Origin of the sequence: Pseudomonas sp. R1-43-08 (genome assembly GCF_003852255.1) — a bacterium.
In the GTDB taxonomy this organism is placed as follows: Bacteria; Pseudomonadota; Gammaproteobacteria; order Pseudomonadales; family Pseudomonadaceae; genus Aquipseudomonas.
This window is the reverse complement of record NZ_CP027734.1, coordinates 2,567,368-2,594,043: the sequence shown is the minus strand read 5'-3', so window position 1 is coordinate 2,594,043 and position 26,676 is coordinate 2,567,368. Positions and strand designations below refer to the sequence as shown.

Below are 26,676 nucleotides of genomic sequence, written 5' to 3'. Positions count from 1 at the left end.
GACGGCTAGGGATGTTGAGAGTAACGTTGTAGCACCTTGTCCAGGATTCGATCCGTCTTCAGCGCCTCGATCGCCAGCGAAGGGTGCTTGGCTTCCCCACGGATATGGGCATTCATCGCAAGCACGTGGTGCCATTGGATGTGCGCATGACAAGGCACTTCCAGCACCTCGTCGACCTCCCCTTCAAGACGCAGCGGCTGGTCTTCGAATACCGAGAACGTGATGCGCCCATGACTGCCGATCAGCTCGACCCGGTCTTCGCGGCGGTCTGCCACGAAGTTCCAGCAGCCCATGCCCAGCGCACCGCTGGCGAAGGTCCAGCAGGCGGTCACTGCATCTTCCGCCGCGTAACGCCCGGCCTGCCGCGCGGTAAAGCCCGAGACTTCGACGATATCTCCCGCCAGGTACTGGAACAGGTCGAACCCATGGCTGGCCAGGTCGGCAAAATAACCGCCGCCGGCAATCGCCGGATCCGTGCGCCAATTGGCGGGATTGGTGTCGGCCTGTGTCGCAGGCTTGCATAGAGTCCAGGTCAAGTGGCGTAGCTCGCCGATACGGCCTTCCTGCAACCAGCTGCGCACTTGCTGGAAGCGTGGCAATGAGCGCCGATAGTAAGAGACGAACAGGTGCAGCCCGGCGCGCTCGAAGGTGCGTTGCATCAATGCGCTCTGTTCGGCGTTCAACGACATGGGCTTTTCGACGCAGCAATGCTTGCCTGCCGCTGCCACCATCAAGCTGTACTCGAGGTGGCTGTCGGGTGGCGTGGCGATGTACACCGCGTCCACCTCGGGGTCGTCGATCAGGGCCTGGGCGTCGGTATAGAAGCGGGCAATGCCATGGCGTGTCGCATAATCGCGCACGGCGTCCTCGCGCCGCCCCATCACGGCCACCAGGGCGGAGCCTGGCGCTTTGTAGAAAGCGGGTCCACTCTTCAATTCAGTGACACTGCCACAGCCGATCATGCCCCAACGTACGGTGCTCATCTGCTCTCCTCGTTCGTTTATGTCAATCGGGCAGTATCCACATACACACCCTGGCGCGCCATAACCACTTAGCATGACAATTGCATTACACTTTTATGACAAAGATTTCGTTACAGGCACAGATGATGAAAATACGGGCCACGGTCATATGCGAACACGAGGGGCATATCCTCTTTGTGCGCAAGGCAAGATCGAAATGGGCGTTGCCGGGCGGTAAGGTCGAACGCGGTGAACGCCCAGTGGGCGCGGCAGAGCGCGAGCTGGAAGAAGAGACCGGGTTGAACGTGGACGGCTTGCTGTACCTGCAGGAGTTGAAGGCCCGCGACACCCTGCACCATGTGTTTGAAGCCTCGGTGGTGAACATCGACGAGGCGCGGCCGTGCAACGAGATCGTCGACTGCCAGTGGTACGCCTACAACGCTCTCGATGAGTTGGACACCACTGACGCCACGCGGCACATCGTCAAATCCTTCCTGCGCCGCCTCTGACGCGACGGCCTTGCCGACGCTGTTGTGCCAAATTCCAGGCAAAAAAAATCCCAAGTAGCTGATGGAAACTTGGGATTTAAAAATGCATAAACCGTGGGAGGTGAACGCACGGCTATAGTAGCGATTGCAAAAACACGTCACAAGATTGTTTTCTTCCTTTCGTCGGATTGGAAGCGTCGTAAGTCATTCAATAACCACATGTTTTTTAAGGAAAGAGGCTAATTTGTGCCACTTTTTGGTGCAAGTTAGGGGCAAGGCTTTGAACTTAATCCGCTTATAAAAAAGGGTTATTAGTTATTCCACTTTCACAGTTTTCAATAACGGTTTGTTCAATCGCCTGCATGCGCGCTGCAGCGCCCAACACTCCAGCACGAAGTTGCGCAAGCTGTCAGCTAATCGGGGCTTAGGCGCTCATGAAGTCAGTATGCCCTGCTTTTTTCGTAGCGAACGTCATCACCCTCAACACGGCCGGCCCTCAGCCACCCCAGGCGCTGATAGAACCCATTAGCGCGGACTTCATCGCGGCCATCAGTGACCAGGTACACGCGCTCGTGATGCACAAACAACGCGGCCTCGGCCACCGCCATCAACCGCCGGCCCAGGCCCAGGTTCTCGTGGGAAGGCAACACGAACATCGCGAACACCTCGCCGGTCTCAAGATCAACCATGGAAAAGGCCGCTGCCTGGCCGTCCACTTCCGCGACCCATGCGCACGGGGCTGCGCGCAGCGCGTCGGCCAGTACCTGCGGCGTAATCCCCAGATCAGCCATCTGCTCAACGCTCAAGTGGTTTTGCACCACCGAGGTACGAATTTTAATGAGCGTGTCGAGGTCTTCGACGGTCGCCACTCGAATAAGCACTTGCATACATGCCTCCTGATCAAGCACGCGATTGTATGCAAATACTTACACAGCATTTGTCGTGGATTTGTAAACCACTCGGCAGCACGGTAGGAAAAACGCTTACTTGCGCGCCACTTTATAGCGCACGCAATCCTGGTAGAAACTCTGGCGAATCGCCTCGGGTTTGAGCCGTGAACGGCTGTCATAGGTCTGCTCGGTAATGCCCATGGCCATCATGCGCATCCACGATTTGTTGAACTTGATGGACTGGATCTTCTGCCGCGCGGCGTACAGCGACACCCCCGAAAGCTTGAGTTCCTGAGCCCTGGCAGCCGTGCCTGCGCCCCAACTGCACATATATTTGTCGCCCTCGCGCAACTCCCGAGCCTGCGCGGCTGCCGCGCCGCCGGCCAGGGAACAGGCAATCAGCATGATTCCAACAGTGCGCATTAGCTTCCTCACCTAACTACCTGAAATAAAAGTGATTCTGGCGAGAATTTTGTTACAGAGGGGCCATCAGATTGCCTTATCTCAGGCCCATGCCACTACCAACAGGCCAGCGCCCAACACCAGACACAGCGGCGAATAAAAGTAGGTGTCCAGCCTGGCGAACCTTGAGCCCACCACCTTTTTGAAAAACCCCACCAGCTCCGAATCGCCGATCGCCCTGGCAAACATCACTACAGCAATCGCACTGATCCCCCATTGCAGCGCCCCATGGGACACCGGCGAAAAATACAGTCCGGCGCGCAGGCAGACCAGCAGCGCAATCGCCACCAATCCCATCGCCACCAGGAATGTACCCAGCGTCGAGGGTTTGAAAGCCGGCCTTGGCCCGCCGGCGAATTCGCCCGGTAATTGAGGAATGGCGGCCAGGCTCCCGAGTTTGCCGCCCGCAGCCCAGTACAGATGCACCATGCTGATGCAGGTGAAAATGGCGACGATCCAGCGCGCGATGATGAAGCTCATGGCGGGCTCCTCATAGAAATGTGCGAATGAGGATAGTCGCCCTGAAGGTTTCTGCAGGTATTTCGTCGGCGGAGCGGGCTCGCCGGGACAGCCCGCTCTCTCATGCGCCCCGGTTGACCCGCGCTCTACTTGAGGCTTGCCTCAACCTTGCGCGCTACATCGTCCGTCAACCACGCTTTCCACACGTCTGGATGCTCCTTGAGGAACGCCTGGGCGACGTCCCTGGGTGCTGTGTGATGCTCACTCATCGCCGCCAACGCTTTGTTGAGCGGCTCGATGGGAAACTCGACCTTCTCAAAGAACTCGGCGATCTGCGGATGCTCCTTCTGGAACGGCGTGGACACGCCGATGCTCAATTTCGAGGCCAGCGAGCGCGTCGGCTTGGGATCGGGATTGTCCGCATCCGTCAGCGTCTTCCAGGCCTCGGCGTCGAACGGCGGCTCTTGCAGCTGAATCAATTTATAGCGGCCCATCAACGGCGTGGGCGACCAGTAGTAGAACAGCACCGGCTTGCCCCGGCGGATCGACGACGCAATCTCGGCATCCAGTGCCGCCCCCGAGCCGCTGCGGAAGTTCACGTAGCTGTCGTCCAGGCCGTACGCCTTGAGCTTTTGCTTGTTGACCACTTCCGAGGTCCAGCCGATGGGGCTGTTAAGAAAGCGCCCTTTGCCGGGAGACTCAGGGTCCTGGAACACATCCTTGTAGCGCGCCAGGTCGTTTACGCTTTTCAGGTCAGGGGCCAGGGGCTTGATGTTTTTGCTCGGGTCTCCCTTGACCACGTATTCCGGCACCCACCAGCCCTCGGTGGCGCCCTTGACCGTATCGCCCAGGCCCACCACCTTGCCTTCAGCCTCGGCCTTGACCCAGACGGGGCTGCGGCCCGCCCACTCTTCACCGATCACCTGGATGTCGTTCTTGGCCAGGGCGGTTTCCAGAGTGATGGTGGTACCGGGCAAGGTGTCGGTGGGCAAGTCGTAGCCCTTCTCGACAATGAACCGCAGCACCTCGGTGATCAGGCTGCCGCTTTCCCAGTTCAGGTCGGCAAAGTGCACCGGCGCTTGGGCGGCCGATACCGGCATTGACGCCAGCGACAGGCCCAGGGCCGTCAACGATGCAGCCAGCAGTGTTCGCATTCCTTTCATACCCTCGCACCTCGCGATATCGCAGCCATCAGCGGACGGCTTTGCTGCTATGCGCGAAGCCTCTGAATAGTTAAGTCAACTCAACTGTAGTAGAGGTTCCGGAAGATAAAAGAAGTTCGCCGTGGCGATATTTATTCACTGGCCTTGAACGTCACCAGTTCGCCCTTGCGCCACTTGGCGGCTTTGCCTGTCACGGCCTTGAGGGTTTTGGTCAGGCCTTCCTGCAGCTGTTCGTGGGCAGCAAATACCAGCATGACGCTGTGGCCTTCCTTGAACACAATCCCCTCGCCCTCGGCCGATGACACAAACGCGTAGTCGCCCAAGCCATACACGGTCAACTTGATATCGCGGAATTTCAGTTCGAACTTGCCACCTTCGCGGCTGGGCAATACCGCCGCGCGAAAATGGTCGCCGACCTTGAGTTCCAGGCGCGGCTTGTCGTCCACCACCAACGCCGCTTCGGTATCGATCTCAGCGATGTAGATACCTTCCGGTGTCTGCTCGGTGACGTAGACAAAACGAGATTGAAACTGCTTGACCAACTTTGCGCGCAAATCACCCAGCACGAATAACGCGTGCATATCCAGATTACTGACTGCCAAGGAAACGCCCCCACATCGAAATAGCACTGGCCGCTTGAGCGGGCAGCACAAAAAAACGGCCGTTACGGCACGATCACAGACTCGTTAAAAACCTGAAGAAAACCCATAAGACCCGTACAGATAAGCGCGGTGGCCCTTATGCGAGGTCATCCGGCAACACAGCAAATCACAGGTTCAACGACCCGAGAATACGGGTCGAACAACTTCAGAGAATAACCCGATTAAAAACGCAGTTTTCCGACACGCATCACAAAAGAAAACACCTGGACATGGAACCAGGCGCGCGCCGCCAACGACAATACTAAAACAGTAACACTAGTCAAACCACCCGAAACGTGGCGGCTATATCAACAAGGTCGATCGACAGGAGCTGAGCATGCTACGACGTCAACACGACGATACGTCCTTCCACTCGCATTCATCATGTCCGGACGAACCGCAATACTACTGCTTACCTACGCCCGATGGGTACTCCCATTCCGTGCTTTATCGCGTTGTGCCGGCCGGAAGGAATTTTTTCCATATCCAGGAAGTGACCAGCGGCAGGATAAAAGGCTTTCGCAGCGATCACACCAAGGCCTGTGCACTGGCCAAAGCCCTGGAAGCCAATTTGTATAGTCTGCACGGCACACTCGTTTCGTCACCTGGCTGACTTTACTGCACAGCGGCCCTTCAACAACTGCCATACTGACCCGTCCATTGGAGTTTGCCCCGTGCGGGTCAGGTTTCATCAGTGCAGTTACCTTGAAGAGAAGCCTATACGTGACGGAATTTGATATTGGCGAATTTTTTATCCATGGCGATGCCAGGGAAGTAGACGGTGAGTTTCAAGCGGTCATCATCATGCGGGCCAAACCGCCGTTGACCACAGTTACAACGCATCAGGTAGAGAAAGACCGCTGGTTCAAAACCGTCGACGCTGCGGCCATCGCAGCGAAAGAGGCCGCCAAGGAGCTGAAAGCCGCCGTGGATTCAGGCGCACTCAGTTCTTGATAATCCGATAGAACTCTGGCGTGCCATACCCCTCACATGCAGGACGATGATCAGCCCGCATGGAGAATGTTATGGACACCACCACCCCGACACTTGAAACCCTGTTCGAACAACTAGGCCTGGATTCCAGCCAGGAAGCCATCGAACGCTTCACCGCCGAACACCGTTTGCCGGATGACGTCAAACTCATCGACGCGCCGTTCTGGAGCGAGCAACAAGCGGCCTTCCTCAGGGAACAATTGCATATCGACGCCGAATGGGCGCCTGCGGTCGATGACCTCAACGCCCTGCTGCACGAGTCTCCCAGCGTTTGATGCAATGCAGGCTGTCTGCTTGCTCCGGGCGCAACAGCGCTTGCCAGGCAGCCTTGCATTCCTGCGTTATCGCCCTGACTTTGCACCTTGCGGCTTGTAGCCCAGGCGCAAACCACCCCAATGGCGCCCCTGGACCATGATCGGCACCGACAAGTCGTGCATCAGCTCGCCGGTATCGCGCGTGTAAGTCTGCAGCAACATGGGCTGTTGATGGCTACCGCAGCGTATGCCGGTACGGTCGTCAAACTTGCGCTTGGTGCGGTTCTGCACCGCGTCCACTTGGTCATCCCCGGTCAATGCGTGAGAAAACGCTTTGTTATGCGTCGGCACGTAGCCCTGTTGGGTGCAGGCGATGGCAAACACCAAGCCTTCATGACGTGGCAACAGCGCCTCTTGAATGGCGGGCAACACTTGGTCGGTGTAAGCGTCAAACCGGGTTTTATATTTGCTCGGGCGCGTGTTCGCAATCAGCGTGTAGTTGCGGTCAAACAGATCCTCGAGGCTGATCCGGCGGCTCAGCGCATCCGCCTCGAACTGTTCGGCAATGCGCCTGGCGCCTTCGCGAGCCAAGTCGTAGATACGCTGGTGATAATCATCCAGGCCGACTTGCGCCAGGCGCTCGCTGATGGTTTCCGCCTGCCCTTCCATTTGCACAGCGGCGTCGGCGAGCTGGCGGGTTTGCTGATCGCTTACCGCAAGGTCGCTGCGCATCTGCTCCACGGCGTGGAACAGGCTGTCGAGTTGCGTGCGATTGGTATCGGTGCCCTGGGCGATTTCACTGACTTGGGTTTCCACATCCGCCGCCAGGCTGGCGATGCTCGCCAGGTGTTCGCCTGCAGATTCCACCTGTTCAACACCGGTGTGCAGGTCCGCCGACAGTTGGCGAATCTGCTCCACCACCTGGGCGGTACGTTGCTGGATGTCAGCGACCATTACCCCGACTTCATCCGTGGCCGTTGCCGTACGGCCAGCGAGGCCGCGTACTTCATCGGCGACCACGGCAAAGCCACGCCCATGTTCACCGGCCCGCGCCGCCTCGATCGCCGCGTTCAGCGCCAGCAGGTTGGTCTGGCTGGCAATAGACTGGATCACCAGCGTCACACGCTGGATTTCCTCGCTGCGCTGGCTCAAGGCTTCGATCAGCTCGCGGCTGGCATCGGCACGCTGGCTGAGTTGATGCATGCGGGTGATGGACTGCACCAGCACTTCCCGGCCTTCACTGCTGCGCTGATGGGCTTGGCTGGCCGCGCCCAAAGCCTGGCGGCTGAGCTGGGAAGTGACCTGTTCGGTGCTGATCATCACTTGCGCGCTGCTGACGATCTGTTGGGAGGCGCCCAGCTGCGACTGCAAACGCGCCGCCAGCTGCTTGACCGAATAGGCCACGCCCGCAGCGGCGAGTGCGTTATGGCTGGTGGTATAGGACAGATCGCGCGTCAGCTCGCCAATCGCATCGCTGGCCGCAGCGTGCGCCACCCCAGGTTTGGGACTTTTCAGGCGGGGTAGCCAGATCACCAGCAAGGCCAGCGGCAGGCACACATAGAGTGGCAAGCGGGTAAACGCCAGGCCCAGCAGTAGCAGCACCAAGGCGGCGCTCTGCGCGAGCGGTGTGAGCCAGCCGGGCAGCACGCGCGCCACCGATTGCGGTGGCACTGCTGCGCCCGTCAGAGATCCGTCTCCAGCCATTGTCGTTACCCCGCTGCTTGTCGTTATTGTGTCTGCATTAAACGCCACTATCGGGCCATTATCCATGGGCCTTTAGTGCAAGTGCATGCAGTAGATCAATAACCAGGGCGTAACGAATAATTCTTTGGGGAGCCGAGCTTGCGGCCCCCCGTGCAGCGCATCAGGCTTGACGCTGGTGCTTGTCGATCTGCTCGTGGCGCTCTTGCGCTTCGATGCAGTATTTGGTGGTGGGGCTGATCAGCAGGCGCTTGAGGCCGATAGGCTCGCCGCTGTCATCACACCAGCCAAAGGAATCTTCCTTGATACGTTCCAGGGCACGCTCCAGTTGCGGCAACATGCGCTGGTCGCGATCGATGGCATTGACCAGCCAGGTGCGCTCTTCTTCCACGGAAGCAGCGTCAGCCGGGTCGGCAGGCGTGTCCAGGCTTTCAATGGCGATACGGTTCTGTTCAATGCGCTCGTGGTGTTCCACTTTCATGTCTTGCAGCAACTTCTCAAAAAAAGCGTGCTGTTCGGCATTCATGTAGTCATCCGCCGGCATGGCCAGCAACTTTTCCTTTGTCATTGATTTCTCTATAAAAAATACGTGCATTAAGGCGAATAAGGGAGCGTTCCGGCCGACCTCTGCAGGTCTCGGAAAGGCGCCATCCGTTCCAAGCGCCACCCGGCACTCAATTTACGAGGGGCGGCAGTCTAAGGCCGACTTGAAGGCGCAGCAACTGAAATGACAGGCATTTTTCCCGATCAACCCCCAAAAGCACCAGGACGGGCTTGGCGAACGGTCATCGGAGTGCGTTTATAGCAAGAAATTCAGTCCAGGTGAGCTATATAGAAGACAAACGGTTGAACAAGCTGGCGCATTACTCAATGTGGGAGGGGGCTTGCTCCCGATTGCGGAGTATCAGTCGCCATCTGTTTGACTGAGCCACCGCAATCGGGAGCAAGCCCCCTCCCACCCTTGATCTGCTACAGCCATTGAATTCAGCGCTTGAGCTTGCGCTTGTTGCGGTATTGGTCGATCACCACCGCCACCACGATGATCAGCCCCTTGATGATGTCCTGGATGTACGCATCCACCCCGACAAAGGTAAACCCGCTGGCCATCACGCCGAGGATCAGCGCGCCGATCACGGTGCCGGTGATGCGCCCTACCCCGCCCGCCAGGCTGGTGCCGCCGATCACTGCGGCCGCGATTGCATCCAGCTCATAGGACATGCCCATGCCGGCCTGGCCGGTCGCCGCACGGGCCGAGGCCACCACGCCTGCCAGGCCTGCCAGGAGGCCGGCGATGCTGTAGACGATGATCAGGTGCCGCTTGACGTTGATCCCCGAAGTACGCGCCGCCTGCATGTTGCCGCCGATGGCATAGGTGTACTTGCCGTACTTGGTGTAGCGCAGGGCGATATGGAAAATCACCGCCACCACCAGGAAGATGATCACCGGCATCGCGCCATGGCCGATGGCCGTGTACGAGTCAGACAGCATGCTCACCGGCTGGCCTTCGGTGTAGTAACGCGCCAGGCCACGGGCCGAGACCATCATGCCCAGGGTCGCAATGAACGGCGGAATACCGGTCACCGCGATAATGCTGCCGTTGATCGCCCCCGCCAGCAGCCCCACGCCCAGGCCCATCGCCACCGGAATCCATACCGGCAAATCGGTCAAAGACGGAAACACCGCACGGGAAAAATCGGAAGTCTGCGCCAAACTGGCAGCGATCATCGCGGACAAGGCCAGCACCGAGCCGGACGACAGGTCGATGCCGGTGGTGATGATCACCTGGGTCACGCCGATGGCCAGCAAGCCGATGATCGACACTTGCAGGATCATCAGCACCAGGCGCTGGGAGTTCATCAAAAAGCTCTGGTCGCGCACGATCCAGCCAAACAGTTCAAACACCAGGCCGATGCCGATCAGCACCAGGAAGATGCTCAATTCAGTGGGCATGCGTCGACGGTTCTTGACCGGTGCCATCGCCGGCTTGTTGTCTGTTATTGCGTTCATAGCCAATTACCTTCTTATTCTGGAGTCAGTGGACCACGGTCATACCGGAGGCCAATTGCATGACTTTTTCCTGGGTGGCCTCAGCCCGATCCAGGGTGCCCATCAGTTCGCCTTCGTGCATCACCATCACCCGGTCGCTCATGCCGAGCACTTCGGGCAGTTCCGAGGAAATCATGATCACCGCCATGCCCTCGCTGGCGAGGAAGGAGATCAGGCGGTAGATCTCGGCCTTGGCGCCCACATCGATGCCACGGGTCGGCTCATCGAGGATCAACAACCGCGGGTTGGTCATCAGCCAGCGCGCCAGGAGCGCCTTCTGCTGGTTGCCGCCGGACAAGGTATCGATGCACTGTTCCAGCGAGGGGGTTTTCACCCGCAGCTTCTTGCACATGTCTTCGCACAACACGCGCAGGGCTTTCTGCTGGATGAAACCGTTGCCCGAATAGTGCGGCAACACCGCCATTTCCATGTTTTCCAGCACCGACAGGCACGGGAACAGGCCGCTGAGCTTGCGGTCCTCGGTCAACAGCGCAAAGCCCTTCTCGATGGCCATGTGCGGGTCGCTGATGCGCACCGGCTTGCCGTCGAGGGTGATCTGCCCGCTGCTGCTTGGGGTGATGCCGAAAATGGTTTCCGCCACGTTGGTGCGGCCCGAGCCCATCAACCCGGCGATGCCGAGGATTTCGCCCGCGTGCAGGTCAAACGAAACGTCCGTGAACACACCGTCCAGGCTCAGGTTGCGCACCGACAGCAACAAGTCGCCGATCGGCGTCTCGCGTACCGGGAACAACTGGCTCAGCTCACGGCCGACCATCATCGAGATCAGGCTGTCGCTGTTCATCGTGTCGGCACGCTGCAAGCCGATGTACTGGCCGTCGCGAAACACCGCCACTTCATCGGCGATGGCGAACACTTCGTTCATTTTATGCGTGATGTAGACGATGCCTTTGCCCTGGGACTTGAGGTCGGCAATGATCGAAAACAGATGGGCGACTTCCTTCTCGGTAATCGCCGAGGTCGGTTCATCCATGATCAGGATGTCGGAGTCATAGGACACGGCCTTGGCGATCTCGACCATCTGCCGCTCGGCGATGCTCAGGTTGCCGACCTGTTCTTCCGGGTCGAGGTTGATGCGCAGCCGCGCCAGCAGCTCGGCGGTACAGCGGTGCATTTCGCGGTGGTTGACCATGTGCAGGCTGTTGAGCTGCTCACGGCCGATCCAGATATTCTCGGCGATGCTCATATGCGGCATCAGGTTGAGTTCCTGGTGGATCATCGCAATCCCGGCCTTTTGGGCCGCCAGGGGCGTTTCAAACACAATCGGCTTGCCGCGCAGGCGAATTTCGCCGGCATCGGGCTGATAGATGCCGGCGATGATTTTCATCAGCGTCGACTTGCCCGCACCGTTCTCGCCCATCAGCGCCAGCACCGTGCCGGGGCGCACCCGCAACTGCACATCGTCCAGGGCCACGACGCCGGGAAAGCCTTTGCTGATGTTGAGAATTTCCAGCAGGTAGGGTTCGTCCTGCGCCAGCGGCTGGATACCCGGCGGCTGCGAGACAGTGGCATGAGCGAGCATAGGAAGGTACTCCATCTGCAGGGCGGCCGTGACCGCCCTGCCGGCTTAGGGTTGTGAGGTCAGGGCTACTTGAAGTCTTTGACGTTGTCCGGGGTGATGAGCTTGAACGGGATCACCACGTTCTGCTCCACCGGCTCGTTCCTGGCCATCTTGCGCGCCGCTTCCACCGAGCCCACGGCCTGGCCCTTGGCATCCTGGAATGCCGAGGCGGCCATCTCACCCTTGGTGATTGCGTTGAGGCCGTCCGGCGTGCCGTCGACCCCGGCGATCAACACGGTGCCGGGCTTGGTGCCTGCCGATTTGAGCGCCATGGCCGCGCCAATCGCCATCTCGTCGTTGTTGGCCAGTACGGCATTGAACTCACGGCCCTGGGTCAGCCAGTCGTTGACCAGGGTCATGCCCCTGTCGCGCAACCAGGTACCCGTCTGTTCCTGCTCGATCTTGATGCCCGGGTAGTTGGCCAGCACTTCCTTCACGCCCTTGGTGCGGTTGGTGGTGGAGTTGTTCGCCAGGTCGCCGAGCAGGATCACGATCTTGCCCTTGCCGCCGAGTTTTTCGGCGACGTACTGCATTTGCAGCTTGCCGGCTTCAACGTCATCGGACGTCACCGCGACCACGTCCTTGGGCAAGTCTTTCTGGTCGGGACGGCGGTTGACGAACACCAGCGGAATTTTCGCGGCGGTGGCGGCCTTGATGATGTTGGCTGTCGAGGCGGTATCCACCGGGTTGACGATGATGGCGTCGACTTTCTGGCTGATAAAGTTCTCGACCTGGCTCAGTTGCTTGACCACATCGGCGCGGGCGTCTTCGAACTGCAGTTGCACGCCGTCGCCCTTGGGATAGGACTTGGCTTGCTTGTCCATGTCTTCGCGCAGGTAGGTGAGGAAGGTGTCATCGAAGGCGGACATGCTCACGCCCACCTTGATGTCGGCGGCCGTGGCGACGCCACTGGCGAGCAGCATCGACAGGGCCAGCGCGGTAAAACGGATCGGGGTCTTCATGAACGGTCTGTCTCCACTTTCTTGTTGGTTTTATGGACGTTGCGTTTATCAGCGCTCGGCGGGCACCCGCACCACCGGCGCGCCTGGAATGCAGCAGACCAGCGCGCCCTGGTTTTCGACGCACAGCACATTGAGGAAGGAGAAGTAGAACGGCCGGGCGCGAGGCAGTGCGCGTGGCGTGTGGGCAGGGCGTAAAACTCGCAGTACAGCGTTGAAGATTTTCATCTGACGGTACCTGGTTGTTTTTGATCTTGTTTTTGTTGAGTCGCCGGGGTCGAGCCCAAGACGTACTTTATGCAACCTGGAAAAGACTTTATTGGAAAATAATTTCCATATCAACCTGTTTTAGAATTTTATTCTATTTTTGTTGAAACCACCTGCTGGCGCTCGGCGCTGAGGCGTGCGGCGTCCAATATACGGGTGGTTTCCAACGCGTCATAGGCGTCCACGGGCAATGGGCCCTGGCCTTGCACCGCCGTTTGCAACTGCCGATAGAACTGGGTCCAGCAGCCTTTTTCAGAGGGCACTCGCTCGCGTTCCGGCCCCTGTTCGAACCAGCCCCAGCGTCGATGTTCTTCTGCGCCCCAGTGCTCGCCTTCGGTTTTCGGCGACTTGCCGGCCATCAGTGCTTCTTCCTGGCCATCCAGCCCGTCAACGGTGTAACAACCCAAGGTGCCGCTGACGCGAAAACGCGGGGCCTGGCAGTTCTGCAGGGCGTTGCCCCACAAATGGGAGACCACTCCGTTGGCGTGGGTCAGGGACACGAAGAAGCCGTGATCGACGTTGGGGTGCTCAGGGGTGAATTGCAATTGCGCGAATACCTTGTCCACCGGGCCGAACAATTGCAGGGCCTGGTCCACCAGATGGCTGCCGAGGTCGCGCAACCAGCCGCCGCCGCTGGCATTGCCCACTGCCTGCGGGCTGTAGCGTTCGACACGGGACTCGAAACGGGTGATCTCACCCAAGGCACCGGCATCGATGAGTTTGCGCAGGGTCAGGTAATCCGAATCCCAACGTCGGTTCTGATAGACGCTGAGCAGCGTACCTTGGCGTTCAGCGGCGGTGATCAAGGCCTGGGCCTGCTCGGCGTTGGCGGCGAAAGGCTTATCGCTGACCACCGCCACGCCATGTTCGATGGCTTCCAGCACTAGGGCCGGGCGGCCCTTGAGGGTGGTGGAGATGACCAGGGCATCGACGCCGGCTTCGACGATCTGGCCGATGCTGTCGAAGGCCTTGACCCCTGGCAGATCGGTATTCAGTTGCTGACGTCGCTCGGGTGAACGGGTCACCACCCCACAAACGTGGCGCCCGGCAATGTTGCAATCAGTGGCGCATGAAAAAAGCGCCCTCCATGGCCATAGCCGACCAGTCCGATTCGCATAAATTCACCCCTTACTTGAAGTGCTAACCCAATCAAAATGTGGGAGGGGGCTTGCTCCCGATAGCGGAGTATCAGTCAATAAATCTGTACCCGATACACCGCCATCGAGAGCAAGCCCCCTCCCACATTGACCCGGTTGCACCTGTGAAATTGTGATCAGCCGTAGAAATGCGGGCGATCCGGCAGGCTGACTTTTACAATCTGCCCACTGCCCTGCGCTTCAATACACGCATCCGCCGCCACCGCTGCCGCATAGCCATCCCACGCCGACGGCCCGCCCACTTGCCCGGCCCGCACGCTGTCGATGAACGCCTGCAATTCCACGTCATAAGCGCCAATGAAGCGATCCTTCCAGTCCATCAGAATCGCATTCGACAGCTTGGCCTCGCTGCGCAGTTGCACCTGGGAAGGCTCGGGCAATTTGGCGATGCCGCTCTCCCCCACCACTTCGCACTGAATGTCGTAGCCGTATTGGCAGTTGACGAACACTTCGACGTCGATGCGCGTGCCCTTGGCGGTCTCCAGCAGCACGATCTGCGGGTCGCGCAGGTGGGCCAGGGCTTTGCTGGTCTTGCGCGGGAACACCACCTGCACCGAGACGTAGTCGTCGTTGAGCAGCCAACGCAGTACATCCAGTTCGTGAATCAGGGTGTCGGTAATCGCCATGTCGGTCTTGTAGTTTTCGCCCACCGTCGGGTTGCGATGCGCGCAGTGCAGCATCAGCGGCTCGCCGATCTGGCCGCTGTCGATCACGGCCTTCAAGGCGCGATAACCTTCGTCGTAGGGGCGCATGAACCCGACTTGCACCAGGCGTTTGCCGTGGGCGACTTCGGCTTCGACGATTTTGCGGCAGCCTTCAGCGGTGACGGCCAGGGGTTTCTCGCAGAACACCGGTTTACCCGCAGCGATGGCGGCGAGCACGAACTCCTCATGGCTCGGCCCCCACGAGGTCACCAGTATGGCTTGCACCTGCGGCGAGTTGATCAGCGCGTGGCCGTCCGGGTATACCTCGGCGTCCAGCTTCAACTCGGCCACCACCTTGGCCGCCTGTTCCAGGTTGATATCGGTGACCGCCACCACCTGGCTATTGAGCAGGGTCTGGCTGCAACGACGAATATGGTCACGGCCGATGGCACCGGTACCGATCACTCCAAGCTTCAACGACATACAAACACTCCTCTTGTTATTAGTACTGCCGGGCCTTGGCCAGGTGTTCATTGAGTTTTTTCGCGGCGGCGTTGGTGCGTTCGCTGGTGGACACCTGCGCCACGCCCACCCGCCACCACGACAGGTAGCCATGGACCATGGTCTTGGGCAGTACCTTGATATCGATCAGGGTCGACACGCTTTGAGTACGCGCATCGGCTAGAGCCGCTTCAAGCTGTTCCACGCTGCTGACCTTGTAGGTCTTGCAGCCGTAAGCCGCCGCGCTCATGGCGAAATCCACCGGTACCAGGCCGCCGTCGAGCTTGCCGCTCTCGGGGTTGCGATAGCGGAACTCGGTGCCGAAGCTGTCCATGCCGTTGCCGATCTGCAGGTTGTTGATGCAACCGAAGGCCATGTTGTCGAGCAGCACCACGTTGATCTTGCGGCGCTCCTGGATCGAGGTGGCCAACTCCGAATGCAGCATCATGTAGGAGCCATCGCCGACCAGCGCGTACACCTCTTTGCTCGGCTCGGCCAGCTTCACACCTAGGGCGGCGTTGATCTCGTAGCCCATGCACGAATAACCGTATTCGACGTGGTAAGTGTTGACGCCCTTGCTGCGCCAGGCGCGCTGCAGGTCGCCAGGCAGGCTGCCGGCGGCGGCGACGATGATTGCGTCATCGGCGAGCGTCGCATTGAGCACGCCGAGCACTCGGCTTTGGGTCAGGCATGAGCCGGTCAGCTCGATGAATTCGCGCAGTACCGCGCGGTCCAGGTGGTCGTCGACTTCGGGGACGAAGTCATCACCGTGGTATTCGACCTGATGCACGCGCTCCACTTCGGCATCCAACTGCGCCTTGGCGTCAGCAATCTGCTCGCCCCAGCCGGAACGGTAATCACCGAGGGCATCGGCCAACGCTTCGAGGGCAACCTTGGCGTCGGCCAGCACTTGCACGCCGTCGAGTTTCAACGCATCGCCAGGGCAGATATTAAGGTTGAGAAACTTCACCTCGGCGTGCTTGAACAGGGATTTGGACGACGTGGTGAAGTCGGTATAACGGGTGCCGATGCCGATGATCAGATCCGCCTCGGGCGCCAGCAGGTTGGCCGCCAGGCAGCCGGTCTCACCGATGCCGCCGACGTTCAGCGGGTGGCTTGAAACCACCGCGCTCTTGCCCGCCTGGGTTTCGGCGAAGGGAATATCGAAGCGCTCGGCAAAGGCCTGCAACGCGGCATTCGCGCCGGAGTATTTGACCCCGCCACCGCAGATGATCAACGGTTTGCGCTTGCCGCTGAAGGCCGCCAGCGCATCGCCAAGCATTGCGACGGTGGCTGGGCGACGTTCGATACGGTGCACGCGCTTTTGCAGGAAATAGTCGGGATAGTCCCAGGCTTCGGCCTGCACGTCCTGGGGCAGGGCCAGGGTCACCGCGCCGGTTTCGGCGGGGTCGGTGAGCACGCGCATGGCCTGGATCGCCGCCGTCATCAGCTGCTCGGGGCGGTTGATACGGTCCCAGTATTTACTCACGCAGCGGAACGCATCGTTGGTACTGATGCTCAAGTCGTGGAACTGTTCGACCTGTTGCAGCACCGGGTCCGGTTGACGGCTGGCATAGACATCGCCCGGCAACAGCAGCAACGGAATACGGTTGGCCGTCGCGGTCGCCGCAGCGGTGAGCATATTTGCCGCGCCGGGCCCGACCGATGCGGTACACGCGTAGATCTTGCGCCGCAGGTGCTGCTTGGCGAAACCGATGGCAGCGTGGGCCATGCCCTGCTCGTTACGGCCCTGATGCACCACCAGGTCGCCGCTGTCCTGCTCCAGCGCCTGGCCCAGGCCCAGCACATTGCCGTGGCCGAATATCGTGAACACCCCGGCGACGAATTTGCTCTGCACGCCATCGACTTCGATGTATTGGTTATCCAGGAACTTCACCAGGGCCTGGGCCATGGTCAGTCGGGTTGTGGTCATGTCGCGCCCCTTAACGTTTTTGCAGGTGGGCGATGCTTGCCCCCAAGGCCTGCTGGATATCCGCCAACTCATGCACGCTTGTGGCAAACGGCTCGAACGACAGGTAGCCGCTGTAGCCAGTGCTGAGCAAGGTGTCGATCTGCGCGGCGTTACCGAGGATGTCGCCCTCGCCCACCAGTACGCGGTGGCCGTCGCGGATCGAATTGAGCGGCGCCTCGGCATCTTCCACGCCGGAGATGTGCACCAGCCCGGTCAGCTCAGGGAAGAACTCGTGCTCGCCGGCCAAGTGATGATGGAAGGTGTCGTGTACCAGGCGGAACACATCCAGGCCGCCGATGGACTGGATCGCGTCCACCGCTACGCGCTTGCGGCGCATGGCGCATTCTTCGAAGCCCAGCGGTTCGATAAAACCGAGAATCCCGTGCTCGCGCAGGATCGGCGCCAATTCGCTCAACGCCGTGCGCAAACCGGCGGCGCGCTTGGCTTCGTTGCGGGTGTCGCCCGGCTCGTTGAACGGGCACATCACCAGGCCTTGCGCGCCAGATTCCCGGGCATAGGTGGCCAGCTCGATCGCTTGGGCACGGCGCTCGTCGTTCCACACATCAAAGGGGTATAGCGCGTTGATCGACAGCACCGTGATGCCCTGGGCCGCGCACAATTGGCGCACGCGGCTGGCCGGGGCGCCGTATTCGATCTGGCGGTCCTTGAGGTCATTGCGGATCTCGATGGCGTCGCACTTCAAGGCCACGGCCAACTGGATGAAATCCGGCAGGGACAGGTTGGGCGCGACCATGCGGTTAAGGGCAAAACGTAACGGCGACTTCATTGTTGTTGTTCTCCGTGCAAAACCGTTCAGAGGTCCAGCAGCCAACTGTGCTGCGGGTCGTTATGGAAGTGCCAGGCGCGCTTGGGGCCGGCCATGACGTTCAGGTAATACGACTCGTAGCCGTACGGCACGCTGACCGGGTGATAGCCCTTGGGCACCACCACCAGGTCACTGTTTTCCACGGCCATGGCCTGGTCGATACTGCGATCGTCGGTGTACACCCGCTGGAACACGAAGCCCTGGGGCGGGTTGACCTGGTGGTAGTAGGTCTCCTCCAGAAAGCTCTGGTGCGGCAGGTCATCGGTGTCGTGCTTGTGCGGCGGGTAGCTCGACGAATGCCCGGACGGCGTGCGCACTTCCACCACCAGCAGCGAATGCGCCGGCTCGCTGTCGGGCAGGATGTCGCACACGTAGCGGGTGTTGGCGCCCTTGCCACGCACACTGCGCTTGCACTGCTCCGGGCGGATCAGGCGCGGTGTGTAACCGCTCGCACCGGGCGCGGCGCAGACAGCGATCTGCACGTCACTCAAGGCGCTGACCTGGGCCTGGGTGCCCGGCGGCAGGTAGGCGGCGAACGGGGATTTGTCCTCGAACACCGATTGACGATCCCCCAGGTTCTGCCAGTCGAAGCCCTCGCCTTCGATATTCACCCGGCCGCTGAGCAGCACCAGGCATAGCTCCTTATCACCGGCGCTGACCGGCAGGGTTTCGCCCAGGCTCAGGCGATAAGCGCTAAAACCCACATACTCCAGGCGCCCGGCTTCCAGGGCGACCATGGTTTGCCCACGTTTATTGCTCTTGACCAGCAAGCTCATGGTTAAGTCCTCTCGTTGAGCAGCGCACGCAAGGTGTCATAGCCCTTTTTTGCATAGATGTAGCTGGGCGCCACGGCCGGGTCCTGCTCGGCCTCGACCACCAGCCAGCCCGCGTAGTTGGCGGCCAACAGCACATCGAGCAATTCGGCAAAGTCGATATCGCCATCGCCGGGCACGGTGAAGGTGCCGTTGACGATGCAGTCGGGAAAGCTCCACATCTGGTTGCGCGCCAGTTGCACCACCGGTTTGCGTACGTCCTTGAAATGCACATGGCAGATGCGCTCGATGTGTTTGCGCAGCACCTCAAGGGGTTCGCCGCCGCCCATGTAGCAGTGGCCCGAATCGAACAGCAGGCCGACTTCCGGGCCGGTGCGTGCCATCAACTGATCGATATCCTCGGGGGATTCGACATAGGCGCCCATATGGTGGTGGTAAGCCAGGCGCACGCCCTGGGACAGGGTGAACCGCGCCAGTTCAGTGAGTTTGTCGGCATAGGCCTGCCACGCCTGTTCACTGTGAAAACGCGGGCGCTCGATCAAACGGATGCGCGAACCCTGGATCGAATCGGCCACTTCGCCATACACCAATACGCTCGCGCCGTTCTGTTTGAGCGACTCGACGTGGCCGGCGATGGCCTCGATTTCTTCAGCCACCGAACGACGCGCCAGGCGGCTGGAATACCAGCCGGACACCAGCGCCAGGTCGTAGGGGCGCAGTACGTCGGCGACACCTTTGGCGTCCTTGGGGAATTTGCCGTTGAGTTCAAAACCTTCGTAGCCGATTTCCTTGCCTTCGCTCAAGGCGGTGCTCAGCGGCGTTTCACCGCCGAGAGCCGGCAGGTCGTCGTTGCTCCAGGAGATCGGGTTGATGCCAATTCGGATTGCGGGCATGGCTGCACCTTTATTGTTTTCAGGTATCACTGAGATCTGCTTTCTGCTTTATGTGGGAGGGGCGGTGCGACGATTCGACTTGCTCCCGATAGCGGAGTGTCAGGCAACACTTCTGTAACTGAACTATCGCTATCGGGAGCAAGCCCCCTCCCACATTGGAATTGCATTGCACATTTAGACCTGTGATCAGGTTCGGGCACTGCGCCAGGCGTTGATGAGCTGTTCGAACGTGGCCTGGACTTGCTGAATCAGAACCTCATCATCGATCTCTCCCGCCATCCACGCGCGGCTCGGTTCCTGGAAGATCGTGCGGCCCACGGCAAACCCTCGGCAGGTTGTACTCTGGCTGGCTTGCCGGAAGCCATCGGCGAGGCATTCTGCCGAGGCGTTCAGGCCCAACAGCACCACGCCCCGGCAGTACGGGTCACGTTCTTCGATCAGTTCGTCGAGCTTTTTCCAGTCCTCGGCCGATTGCGCCTCGATCTTCCACCACGCCGGGTAGATGCCCAGGTTGTACAGGCGCTTGAGGCTGCGGTAGAGCACGTCGGGATAGGTCGAGGGGTGATCCTTGGGCGGGATGACCTCCAGCAGCAGTTCATGCCCGCTGACAATCGACGCCTCGTACACCGCCTTGAGCTGCGCTTCCTGTTCCAGGCGCAGCAGCGGCGCGTCATCGGGATGAAATTGCACCAGGCACTTGATGATCTGTTCCTGAGGCCAGGCGATCAGGTTGCTGCCGATGGAGCGGCCATGTTCGAACGCCAAGGGCCGCGAGTTCTGCACTTCCACCGGGCGGGCAATCCACCAGCCGCGGCCGCTGGCCGCGTTGAGCGCGTCCTGGCCGAAGCGCTGGTCGGCGAGCAGGCCGACGTCGGCTTCAATGCCTTGATCAGCCAGTTTTTTCTCGACGCGTTCGATGGCCTGAATAAACAGTTGCTTGGCATCACTGATGCGCGCCAGGTTCTGGCCGCCTTTCTGCGCCAGGTCCACCAACTGCCAGCGGTGGTCGAAGGCGAACACGAACAGTTGCTTCCAGGTTTTGCGCGGCACGCTGACGCGATGCAGGCGTTGCAGGGTCGCGTCCTGGTCCGGCCGGGTAATCGGCACCGGGCTGTTGAACAGGTATTCCAACTCGACCGGTGTGGGCATGGCCGGCGCGCAGGCGTGGCGCGACACCACCAGGCCGCCGCAGGCATTGGCCAACTGGCTGCAACGCTCATCGGTTGCGTCGTTGAGCCAGCCACTGAGGAAGCCCGACATAAACGCATCGCCGGCGCCCAACACATTGAGCACTTCCACGCGCACGCCGGGGTAGATCGCCCCGTCTTCCAGGCGCTCTGGGATAGCGCCATGGATCACCGTGCAGCCTTGCGGGCCGAGCTTGACCACCAGGGTCGCTGGCGTCAGTTCACGCACTTTGCGCAGTGCGGTGAGCAGGTCTTCACTGCCGCCGGCGATCAGGAACTCTTCTTCCGTGCCGACGATCAGGTCGAAGCGCGGCAGGATCTTCTGTACATGCTCGCTGACCTGCAGGTCGGCGACGAAACGGGTCTCGCCATCAGCCTTGCCGGCCAAGCCCCACAATACCGGGCGGTAATCGATGTCGAGCACGCGCTTGACGTTGTGCCGGGCCGCGTAATCCAGCGCCTGAATGCTGGCCTTGTACACGCCGTCGGTAGAGAAATGCGTGCCGGTGATCAGCAGCGCCTTGCTGGAAGCAATGAAGGCTTCGCTGATGTCTTCGGCGCGCAGGGCCATGTCGGCGCAGTTTTCGCGGTAGAACACCAAGGGGAAGGTTTCACGGTCCTTGAGGCCGAGCAGCACCAGGGCGGTGAGGCGTTCCGGATCGACCTTGACCGCGCTGACGTCGCAGCCTTCACGGGCCAGAGATTCCAGCAGGAAACGGCCCATGTGGTCGTCGCCCACCCGGCTGAGCATGGCCGACTTGAGCCCCAGCCGCGCCGTGCCGAAGGCGATATTGGCGGAGGAACCGCCGAGGTATTTGGCGAAACTGGACACGTCCTCAAGCCGCGCCCCCACTTGCTGCGCATAGAGGTCGACGCCCAGGCGTCCGAGGCAAATCAGATCCAATTGACGCCCACTGGCAAAACGAGTCTGGCCCATGCTGGCTCCTGTTATTTTTATCAGCCTGCGTTGTGCCGCCGTGGCGACGGCAAACGCTCTTGGTGGGAGCAGACTAGAACGTCCGGCGGCCGCAATCAATATTTATTCCATAATTATTTTTAGTGGAATATTTTTTCCAATAAGCCAGCATAATGCTGCGGCAGCCGTCGTGCATCGTTTCAGCAGCCCAGGCGGGCCGTGATGCCGAGGTATTTTTTTGCGCCTACCCTGTAGACTTGCGCCACCCATCAGCGCACCAGACGAACACGCCAGAAGGATTGCCCATGTCCCGCACCGATCCCGAGACCCACCTGGAAGATACGATCGCCAGCCCTCCGATCAATGCCGAACGCCTGTTGCAGCTGATCACCGACGAATACGAAAGCCTGCCGCGCCAACTCAAGCGCATCGCCAGCTACATGAGCCAGCAGAGCGACCGGATCATGGTCGACCGCATCAGCGACATCGCGCGTGAATGCGAAGTGCATCCCTCGGCCATCGTGCGCTTCTCCCAGCGGTTCGGTTTCAGCGGGTTCAGTGAGATGCAGGCGCTGTTTCGCGAGGCGTACACCCACAAGACCACCCCGGTGCAGAACTACCAGCAACGTATCCGCAGCATGATCGCCAACAAGTCGCAGAAGGCCAGCGGCGGCGACCTGGCGCGTGAGTGCGTCAACGCAACGCTGTCGGGCATCGAGCGCCTGGGGATGGAGCTCGACGACGTGGCCTTCGACAAGGCCGTGGACCTGGTGGTGAATGCCGACAATATCTATGTGGTCGGCGTGCGCCGCTCCTTCGCGGTGGCCGATTACCTGGTCTACAACCTGCAGCACACCAACAAGCGCATTCACCTGATCTCGGGCCTGGGCGGCAGCTACCGCGAACAGATGCGCAGCGTGCGCGCCAATGACTTGGTCATCGCCATCAGCTTCACGCCCTACGGCAAAGAGACCCAGCACTGCCTGCGCATCGCCCAGCACCATCAGGCCAAGACCCTGATCATCACCGACAGCAACCTGTCGCCCCTGGCCAAGCGAGCAAACGCGGTGTTATTGGTCAATGAAGGCTCGTCGTTCGCCTTCCGCTCACTGAGCGCAACGTTGTGCCTGTGCCAGGCATTGTTCATTGCGGTGGCGTATCGCTTGGAACTGAAGGTGGATGAGATTCACGAGCAAGTCGGGTTCGACGACTGAAGCGGGCTCACCGCAAACCAAATGTGGGAGGGGGCTTGCTCCCGATGGCGGTGTGTCAGTCGCTTGCAGCATCGACTGTTCCACCGCCATCGGGAGCAAGCCCCCTCCCACATGGGACCGAGTAATGCTCGGGTTTAGTGCATGAAGATTGCGATGAGGATGATCAACGGAATTGGAATGCCGAGGAACCACAGCAGTAATGAGCGCATCATGTTCTCCTTGAATTAACGAACGTAGGTTTCGGTTTCGACGTACACCACAGCATCGCGGCGGCGACCGCCGAAGGTGGCGGCGAAGCTGGCGAAGAACGCGCCGATCAGCAGGGCAACGAAGGTCCACAGCGACGTATAGGCAGCCACTTTGGCGGCTGTGTCAGCGGCTTGCTTGGCTTTGACCTTGGCATCTTCGATGGCTTTGCGGGCATCGCCATACACCTTGTCGATACGCGCTTCGGCATCGGCCTGGCTGAGGTTGGTGCGCTGGCTGATCAATTGGGCCAGGTAGGTGCGGTCTTCCGGTGCCAGTTGGCCATCATTGCTCAGGGTACGAGCGAAGATGCGACCGACCACGGCATGGGCGGCGTCATCGCTGACAGCTGCAGGGCGATCGTCGCGGAACAGGCTGTCGACGTAGTAGCCGAAATCACCGCTGTGTGCGCCTTTTGCTGCGTTGCCGGCGGCTTGAGTCATGCTGCTGGCGGCACCCGAGGCCACGCTGGCACCGGCTTTCACGCCGCCGCTGACCACACTGCTGACCGAACCGACCACCAGCATCGCCGTGATCAGCGTCGCCACTGCCCAGGCCAGGAACCCGTGGGCGGTGTCGCGAAAGTACACTTCATCGCCATGCATGTTGGCCCACTTCACGCGCAACCGGCCGGCAATGTAACCGCCCAGGCCCGACGCGACGATTTGGGTGAAAGCCAGCCAGACAATCGTGGAAATGCCAAGCCCCTTGGCGCTCATGCCGCTATCGGCCCACGGCGACACCGCCGAAAAACCCAGGCCGAAGCCCAGCAGCACCAGGATCAGGGACAGTGCAGCCGCCGCAGCGGCACCAGCAAAAATCGCCCCCCAGGAAACCCCGGAGAGCGCGCTCGACTCTTGCAGCGTGGATGAGGATGTGATCATTGTTGTTTTGCTCCAGGCATGAAAAATAGTGTTACAAGTCTCAAAAAGGACAGTGCAGGCAGCGTGCCAGCGTAAACAAAAAATAAAATCCTTATATTTCAGCAAGTTAACTAAATTGAACTTCCTAAAGTCATGCAAGTTGCAAGAATTGCCTATAGAGAGCGGGCGTTATGCATTCCCTGCTGGAGCAAGCCCCTCCCCCACGCGGATATGTCACGGTTTTGCCTAGATGAAGTTTTATTTAGGAAACATTCAGCAACTTCTTGGCAAAATGTCCGCACTTCTAGTGTGAACGCTCACCAGGTAATCCTATGACCCGCATTTTGACCATCGAGGATGACGCCGTAACGGCCCGCGAGATCGTCGCCGAGCTGAGTAGCCATGGACTGGACGTAGACTGGGTGGACAATGGCCGCGAAGGCCTGGTCCGTGCTGTCAGTGGTGATTACGATCTGATCACCCTCGACCGCATGTTGCCCGAACTGGATGGCTTGGCCATCGTCACCACCCTGCGCACCATCGGGGTGTCGACGCCGATCCTGATGATCAGCGCCCTTTCCGATGTCGACGAACGCGTGCGCGGCCTGCGCGCCGGCGGCGATGACTACCTGACCAAGCCCTTCGCGTCCGATGAAATGGCCGCCCGCGTCGAGGTACTGCTGCGGCGTAAAAGCACGGTCAAGGAATTCGAAACCGCGCTGCGCGTGGCCGACCTCGAATTGAACCTGATCAGCCGCGAAGCCAGCCGCGCCGAGCAGCCGCTGAGCCTGCTGCCCACCGAGTACAAGTTGCTGGAATTCCTGATGCGCAACACCGGGCAGATCCTGTCGCGGATGATGATCTTCGAGGAAGTCTGGGGCTATCACTTCGACCCCGGCACCAACCTGATCGACGTGCACATAGGTCGCCTGCGCAAGAAAATCGACCCACCGGGCCTGCCGCCGCTGATCCGCACGGTACGAGGCTCGGGCTATGTCATTGCTGAACCCCTCTAAGGGCTGGCGTTCTTCCAGCAGCCGCCTGCTGGCGCTGTACAGTTCGCTGTTTGTGGCGTGGAGCTGCATCCTCATGGGGGTGCTGTATTACGAGGTGTCGGGGTATCTCAGTGACCTGTCGCGCCATTCGCTGATGCAGCGCCAGCACTTGTTCCAGCATTTCGACGGAGAAGAACTGGTCGACGCACTGACCACCAGCATGACCTTCGATATGAAGGGCGTGGATGCCTATGGCCTGTTCGACGAGCAGTTTCGTCCCTTGAGCGGGCCGATCCGCGCCGTACCGCCCGACCTGCCCCTGGATGGCAAGATCCACGCCCTGGCCAACTGCGTCGACTCCGATGACCCGAAACTGCCCAAGGACAGCTGCGACGCCGTGGCCACCCACACCGAAGACGGCCGTTGGCTGGTGCTGGTGCGCGCCAACGGTTCGTTGTTCGGTGTGACCCGGATCATCTGGCATGCCCTGCTGTGGGCCGTGTCATTGACCATCATCCCTGGCGCCGCCGGCTGGCACCTGCTGCGTCGGCGTCCGCTGCGCCGCATTCGCGGGATCCAGGCGAGCGCCGAAGCCATCGTCGCCGGCGACTTGACGCACCGCCTGCCACTGTCCGACCGACGCGACGAGCTGGACATGCTCGCCGCCATCGTCAACGCCATGCTCGACCGCATCGAAAAGCTGATGAACGAGGTCAAGGGCGTGTGCGACAACATCGCCCACGATTTGCGCACCCCGCTGACGCGCCTGCGCGCGCAGCTGTACCGCATCAAGCAGCAAGCGGAGGAAGACTCGGCCCATGCGGTGAAACTCGATGACGCGATTGCCGAAACCGACACGCTGATGGCACGTTTTCGCGGATTACTGCGCATTTCCGAACTGGAAGACCACCAGCGTCGTTCAGGCTTTTTGCTGATGGACCCACTGCCGCTGTTACGCGAACTGCACGACTTCTACCTGCCCCTGGCAGAAGAAGGTGAGTTGGAACTGGTGCTGCAGACCCCGGACTCGCTGCCCTGGATTACCGGCGACCGCGCCCTGTTGTTCGAGGCCCTGGCCAACCTGCTGAGCAATTCGATCAAATTCACCCCGCCCCAAGGCAAGGTGATCCTGCGTGCGGTCAATGACCTGGGCAGCACGCGGATCGACGTCCTCGACTCCGGGCCGGGCATTCCGGCCGCCGAACGCGCTTCGGTGTTCCAGCGCTTTTACCGGGTCGATGAAAGTGATCAGCAAGGCGGTTTTGGCCTGGGCCTGTCGATTGTCGCGGCGATCATCAACCTGCACGGCTTCAAGCTGGAGGTCGGCACCAGCGAACTGGGCGGCGCACGGCTTGTGCTGGAATGCCGCCAGCAGTTGATGCCTGAATAAATCCTGTGAACGCACGCCGATCCAATGTGGGAGGGGGCTTGCCCTAATGCCAGTCAGTTAAGCGTACACCGCCGTCTGTAGGAGCGAGCTTGCTCGCGAAAAACGTCAACGATAACGCGTGCTTTCTGAATGAACGCGGTGCCTGTGAGTTTTTCGCGAGCAAGGGCTAGCCGCCCGCCTCGTTCCTACAAAAAGCCTTAACTGACTGGCATTAGGGCTTGCCCCCTCCCACACA

27 protein-coding genes and 1 pseudogene are annotated in these 26,676 nt (G+C 60.3%); 8 read left to right on the top strand and 20 right to left on the bottom strand.

Annotated elements, in window-relative coordinates; all coding sequences use genetic code 11:
- Positions 1-5: 5 nt before the first annotated feature.
- The gene (locus C4J87_RS11775) at positions 6-983 is read right to left on the bottom strand and encodes a Gfo/Idh/MocA family protein (RefSeq protein WP_124366914.1); all 978 of its coding nucleotides are present in this window, start codon (positions 981-983) and stop codon (positions 6-8) included.
- 125 nt (positions 984-1,108) lie between these two features.
- Here C4J87_RS11775 and C4J87_RS11770 point away from each other — a divergent pair, with 125 nt between their 5' ends.
- Complete coding sequence (locus tag C4J87_RS11770) at positions 1,109-1,471, top strand: NUDIX hydrolase (RefSeq protein ID WP_124365144.1); 363 nt, start codon at positions 1,109-1,111, stop codon at positions 1,469-1,471.
- Between the two features lie 419 nt (positions 1,472-1,890).
- On the opposite strand, the gene C4J87_RS11765 is transcribed toward C4J87_RS11770, so the two are convergent.
- The 5 genes from C4J87_RS11765 to C4J87_RS11745 form a co-directional block, all read right to left on the bottom strand.
- Complete coding sequence (locus C4J87_RS11765; RefSeq protein WP_124366913.1) at positions 1,891-2,337, bottom strand: GNAT family N-acetyltransferase; 447 nt, start codon at positions 2,335-2,337, stop codon at positions 1,891-1,893.
- Between the two features lie 96 nt (positions 2,338-2,433).
- A complete protein-coding gene (locus C4J87_RS11760) occupies positions 2,434-2,763 on the bottom strand; it encodes a hypothetical protein (RefSeq protein WP_124366912.1) in 330 nt (109 codons plus the stop codon).
- A gap of 81 nt (positions 2,764-2,844) precedes the next feature.
- Positions 2,845-3,282: a DUF3995 domain-containing protein gene (locus C4J87_RS11755; protein WP_124366911.1), complete on the bottom strand. Its 438-nt coding sequence runs from the start codon at positions 3,280-3,282 to the stop codon at positions 2,845-2,847.
- 125 nt (positions 3,283-3,407) lie between these two features.
- Positions 3,408-4,424 (bottom strand): ABC transporter substrate-binding protein, encoded by a 1,017-nt coding sequence (locus C4J87_RS11750; protein ID WP_124366910.1) that lies wholly within the window; start codon positions 4,422-4,424, stop codon positions 3,408-3,410.
- Positions 4,425-4,555: 131 nt separating this feature from the next.
- Positions 4,556-5,026 (bottom strand): hypothetical protein, encoded by a 471-nt coding sequence (locus tag C4J87_RS11745; protein WP_057725140.1) that lies wholly within the window; start codon positions 5,024-5,026, stop codon positions 4,556-4,558.
- Between the two features lie 376 nt (positions 5,027-5,402).
- Here C4J87_RS11745 and C4J87_RS11740 point away from each other — a divergent pair, with 376 nt between their 5' ends.
- From C4J87_RS11740 to C4J87_RS11730, 3 genes are all read left to right on the top strand, one after another.
- Entirely contained in the window at positions 5,403-5,678 is a 276-nt protein-coding gene (locus C4J87_RS11740; protein ID WP_124362710.1) for a hypothetical protein, read from the top strand.
- 110 nt (positions 5,679-5,788) lie between these two features.
- The gene (locus C4J87_RS11735; protein WP_124366909.1) at positions 5,789-6,019 is read left to right on the top strand and encodes a hypothetical protein; all 231 of its coding nucleotides are present in this window, start codon (positions 5,789-5,791) and stop codon (positions 6,017-6,019) included.
- Between the two features lie 71 nt (positions 6,020-6,090).
- Complete coding sequence (locus C4J87_RS11730; protein WP_124366908.1) at positions 6,091-6,333, top strand: DUF2789 domain-containing protein; 243 nt, start codon at positions 6,091-6,093, stop codon at positions 6,331-6,333.
- A gap of 66 nt (positions 6,334-6,399) precedes the next feature.
- On the opposite strand, the gene C4J87_RS11725 is transcribed toward C4J87_RS11730, so the two are convergent.
- The 13 genes and pseudogenes from C4J87_RS11725 to iolC all read right to left on the bottom strand — a co-directional run bounded on the left by C4J87_RS11725 (position 6,400) and on the right by iolC (position 21,754).
- Positions 6,400-7,632, bottom strand: a complete 1,233-nt coding sequence (locus tag C4J87_RS11725) for a methyl-accepting chemotaxis protein (protein WP_372238443.1) — start codon at positions 7,630-7,632, stop codon at positions 6,400-6,402.
- A gap of 544 nt (positions 7,633-8,176) precedes the next feature.
- On the bottom strand, positions 8,177-8,581 hold the full coding sequence (locus tag C4J87_RS11720; RefSeq protein WP_003191666.1) for a TraR/DksA C4-type zinc finger protein: 405 nt from the start codon (positions 8,579-8,581) through the stop codon (positions 8,177-8,179).
- 416 nt (positions 8,582-8,997) lie between these two features.
- Complete coding sequence (locus C4J87_RS11715) at positions 8,998-10,020, bottom strand: ABC transporter permease (protein ID WP_124362706.1); 1,023 nt, start codon at positions 10,018-10,020, stop codon at positions 8,998-9,000.
- A 25-nt stretch (positions 10,021-10,045) separates the two neighbouring features.
- Positions 10,046-11,599, bottom strand: a complete 1,554-nt coding sequence (locus tag C4J87_RS11710; RefSeq protein ID WP_124366906.1) for a sugar ABC transporter ATP-binding protein — start codon at positions 11,597-11,599, stop codon at positions 10,046-10,048.
- A 65-nt stretch (positions 11,600-11,664) separates the two neighbouring features.
- Entirely contained in the window at positions 11,665-12,600 is a 936-nt protein-coding gene (locus tag C4J87_RS11705) for a sugar ABC transporter substrate-binding protein (protein ID WP_124366905.1), read from the bottom strand.
- Positions 12,601-12,648: 48 nt separating this feature from the next.
- Positions 12,649-12,825, bottom strand: coding sequence for a hypothetical protein (locus C4J87_RS26110; protein WP_163001556.1), 177 nt, complete (start codon positions 12,823-12,825; stop codon positions 12,649-12,651).
- A gap of 128 nt (positions 12,826-12,953) precedes the next feature.
- A pseudogene (locus C4J87_RS11700) lies at positions 12,954-13,981 on the bottom strand (Gfo/Idh/MocA family oxidoreductase).
- Between the two features lie 156 nt (positions 13,982-14,137).
- Positions 14,138-15,148, bottom strand: coding sequence for a Gfo/Idh/MocA family protein (locus tag C4J87_RS11695; protein WP_124366904.1), 1,011 nt, complete (start codon positions 15,146-15,148; stop codon positions 14,138-14,140).
- A 19-nt stretch (positions 15,149-15,167) separates the two neighbouring features.
- A complete protein-coding gene (gene iolD, locus C4J87_RS11690; RefSeq protein ID WP_124366903.1) occupies positions 15,168-17,099 on the bottom strand; it encodes a 3D-(3,5/4)-trihydroxycyclohexane-1,2-dione acylhydrolase (decyclizing) in 1,932 nt (643 codons plus the stop codon).
- Positions 17,100-17,109: 10 nt separating this feature from the next.
- Complete coding sequence (locus C4J87_RS11685; RefSeq protein WP_124366902.1) at positions 17,110-17,925, bottom strand: TIM barrel protein; 816 nt, start codon at positions 17,923-17,925, stop codon at positions 17,110-17,112.
- A gap of 26 nt (positions 17,926-17,951) precedes the next feature.
- A complete protein-coding gene (gene iolB, locus C4J87_RS11680; protein ID WP_124366901.1) occupies positions 17,952-18,740 on the bottom strand; it encodes a 5-deoxy-glucuronate isomerase in 789 nt (262 codons plus the stop codon).
- A gap of 2 nt (positions 18,741-18,742) precedes the next feature.
- On the bottom strand, positions 18,743-19,630 hold the full coding sequence (iolE, locus tag C4J87_RS11675; RefSeq protein ID WP_124366900.1) for a myo-inosose-2 dehydratase: 888 nt from the start codon (positions 19,628-19,630) through the stop codon (positions 18,743-18,745).
- Positions 19,631-19,816: 186 nt separating this feature from the next.
- The gene (gene iolC, locus C4J87_RS11670; RefSeq protein ID WP_124366899.1) at positions 19,817-21,754 is read right to left on the bottom strand and encodes a 5-dehydro-2-deoxygluconokinase; all 1,938 of its coding nucleotides are present in this window, start codon (positions 21,752-21,754) and stop codon (positions 19,817-19,819) included.
- Here iolC and C4J87_RS11665 point away from each other — a divergent pair.
- Together C4J87_RS11665 and C4J87_RS11660 are read left to right on the top strand one after the other, a co-directional pair.
- On the top strand, positions 21,753-21,956 hold the full coding sequence (locus C4J87_RS11665; RefSeq protein WP_124362696.1) for a hypothetical protein: 204 nt from the start codon (positions 21,753-21,755) through the stop codon (positions 21,954-21,956). The genes iolC and C4J87_RS11665 overlap by 2 nt on opposite strands.
- 82 nt (positions 21,957-22,038) lie before the next feature.
- Entirely contained in the window at positions 22,039-22,947 is a 909-nt protein-coding gene (locus C4J87_RS11660; RefSeq protein ID WP_124362695.1) for a MurR/RpiR family transcriptional regulator, read from the top strand.
- A 224-nt stretch (positions 22,948-23,171) separates the two neighbouring features.
- Here C4J87_RS11660 and C4J87_RS11655 read toward each other — a convergent pair whose 3' ends face one another.
- Complete coding sequence (locus C4J87_RS11655; RefSeq protein WP_124362694.1) at positions 23,172-24,077, bottom strand: hypothetical protein; 906 nt, start codon at positions 24,075-24,077, stop codon at positions 23,172-23,174.
- 311 nt (positions 24,078-24,388) lie between these two features.
- On the opposite strand from C4J87_RS11655, the gene C4J87_RS11650 reads away from it, so the two are divergent.
- Positions 24,389-25,072 (top strand): response regulator transcription factor, encoded by a 684-nt coding sequence (locus C4J87_RS11650; RefSeq protein ID WP_122539638.1) that lies wholly within the window; start codon positions 24,389-24,391, stop codon positions 25,070-25,072.
- Entirely contained in the window at positions 25,050-26,441 is a 1,392-nt protein-coding gene (locus C4J87_RS11645; RefSeq protein ID WP_124366898.1) for a HAMP domain-containing sensor histidine kinase, read from the top strand. The genes C4J87_RS11650 and C4J87_RS11645 overlap by 23 nt, the downstream gene beginning before the upstream one ends.
- Positions 26,442-26,676 lie beyond the last annotated feature (235 nt).

What these genes read in the sequence shown, in the direction of transcription:
- C4J87_RS11655 (WP_124362694.1), bottom strand. Translation starts at nt 24,077, where the DNA reads ATGATCACATCCTCATCCACGCTGCAAGAGTCGAGCGCGCTCTCCGGG.
- C4J87_RS11665 (WP_124362696.1), top strand. Translation starts at nt 21,753, where the DNA reads ATGCTGGCTCCTGTTATTTTTATCAGCCTGCGTTGTGCCGCCGTGGCG.
- C4J87_RS11650 (WP_122539638.1), top strand. Translation starts at nt 24,389, where the DNA reads ATGACCCGCATTTTGACCATCGAGGATGACGCCGTAACGGCCCGCGAG.
- C4J87_RS26110 (WP_163001556.1), bottom strand. Translation starts at nt 12,825, where the DNA reads ATGAAAATCTTCAACGCTGTACTGCGAGTTTTACGCCCTGCCCACACG.
- iolB (WP_124366901.1), bottom strand. Translation starts at nt 18,740, where the DNA reads ATGAGCTTGCTGGTCAAGAGCAATAAACGTGGGCAAACCATGGTCGCC.
- C4J87_RS11770 (WP_124365144.1), top strand. Translation starts at nt 1,109, where the DNA reads ATGAAAATACGGGCCACGGTCATATGCGAACACGAGGGGCATATCCTC.
- C4J87_RS11760 (WP_124366912.1), bottom strand. Translation starts at nt 2,763, where the DNA reads ATGCGCACTGTTGGAATCATGCTGATTGCCTGTTCCCTGGCCGGCGGC.
- iolE (WP_124366900.1), bottom strand. Translation starts at nt 19,630, where the DNA reads ATGCCCGCAATCCGAATTGGCATCAACCCGATCTCCTGGAGCAACGAC.
- C4J87_RS11755 (WP_124366911.1), bottom strand. Translation starts at nt 3,282, where the DNA reads ATGAGCTTCATCATCGCGCGCTGGATCGTCGCCATTTTCACCTGCATC.
- C4J87_RS11705 (WP_124366905.1), bottom strand. Translation starts at nt 12,600, where the DNA reads ATGAAGACCCCGATCCGTTTTACCGCGCTGGCCCTGTCGATGCTGCTC.
- C4J87_RS11775 (WP_124366914.1), bottom strand. Translation starts at nt 983, where the DNA reads ATGAGCACCGTACGTTGGGGCATGATCGGCTGTGGCAGTGTCACTGAA.
- C4J87_RS11710 (WP_124366906.1), bottom strand. Translation starts at nt 11,599, where the DNA reads ATGCTCGCTCATGCCACTGTCTCGCAGCCGCCGGGTATCCAGCCGCTG.
- C4J87_RS11695 (WP_124366904.1), bottom strand. Translation starts at nt 15,148, where the DNA reads ATGTCGTTGAAGCTTGGAGTGATCGGTACCGGTGCCATCGGCCGTGAC.
- C4J87_RS11765 (WP_124366913.1), bottom strand. Translation starts at nt 2,337, where the DNA reads ATGCAAGTGCTTATTCGAGTGGCGACCGTCGAAGACCTCGACACGCTC.
- C4J87_RS11645 (WP_124366898.1), top strand. Translation starts at nt 25,050, where the DNA reads ATGTCATTGCTGAACCCCTCTAAGGGCTGGCGTTCTTCCAGCAGCCGC.
- iolC (WP_124366899.1), bottom strand. Translation starts at nt 21,754, where the DNA reads ATGGGCCAGACTCGTTTTGCCAGTGGGCGTCAATTGGATCTGATTTGC.
- C4J87_RS11685 (WP_124366902.1), bottom strand. Translation starts at nt 17,925, where the DNA reads ATGAAGTCGCCGTTACGTTTTGCCCTTAACCGCATGGTCGCGCCCAAC.
- C4J87_RS11660 (WP_124362695.1), top strand. Translation starts at nt 22,039, where the DNA reads ATGTCCCGCACCGATCCCGAGACCCACCTGGAAGATACGATCGCCAGC.
- C4J87_RS11730 (WP_124366908.1), top strand. Translation starts at nt 6,091, where the DNA reads ATGGACACCACCACCCCGACACTTGAAACCCTGTTCGAACAACTAGGC.
- C4J87_RS11715 (WP_124362706.1), bottom strand. Translation starts at nt 10,020, where the DNA reads ATGAACGCAATAACAGACAACAAGCCGGCGATGGCACCGGTCAAGAAC.
- iolD (WP_124366903.1), bottom strand. Translation starts at nt 17,099, where the DNA reads ATGACCACAACCCGACTGACCATGGCCCAGGCCCTGGTGAAGTTCCTG.
- C4J87_RS11740 (WP_124362710.1), top strand. Translation starts at nt 5,403, where the DNA reads ATGCTACGACGTCAACACGACGATACGTCCTTCCACTCGCATTCATCA.
- C4J87_RS11720 (WP_003191666.1), bottom strand. Translation starts at nt 8,581, where the DNA reads ATGACAAAGGAAAAGTTGCTGGCCATGCCGGCGGATGACTACATGAAT.
- C4J87_RS11750 (WP_124366910.1), bottom strand. Translation starts at nt 4,424, where the DNA reads ATGAAAGGAATGCGAACACTGCTGGCTGCATCGTTGACGGCCCTGGGC.
- C4J87_RS11725 (WP_372238443.1), bottom strand. Translation starts at nt 7,632, where the DNA reads ATGATCAGCACCGAACAGGTCACTTCCCAGCTCAGCCGCCAGGCTTTG.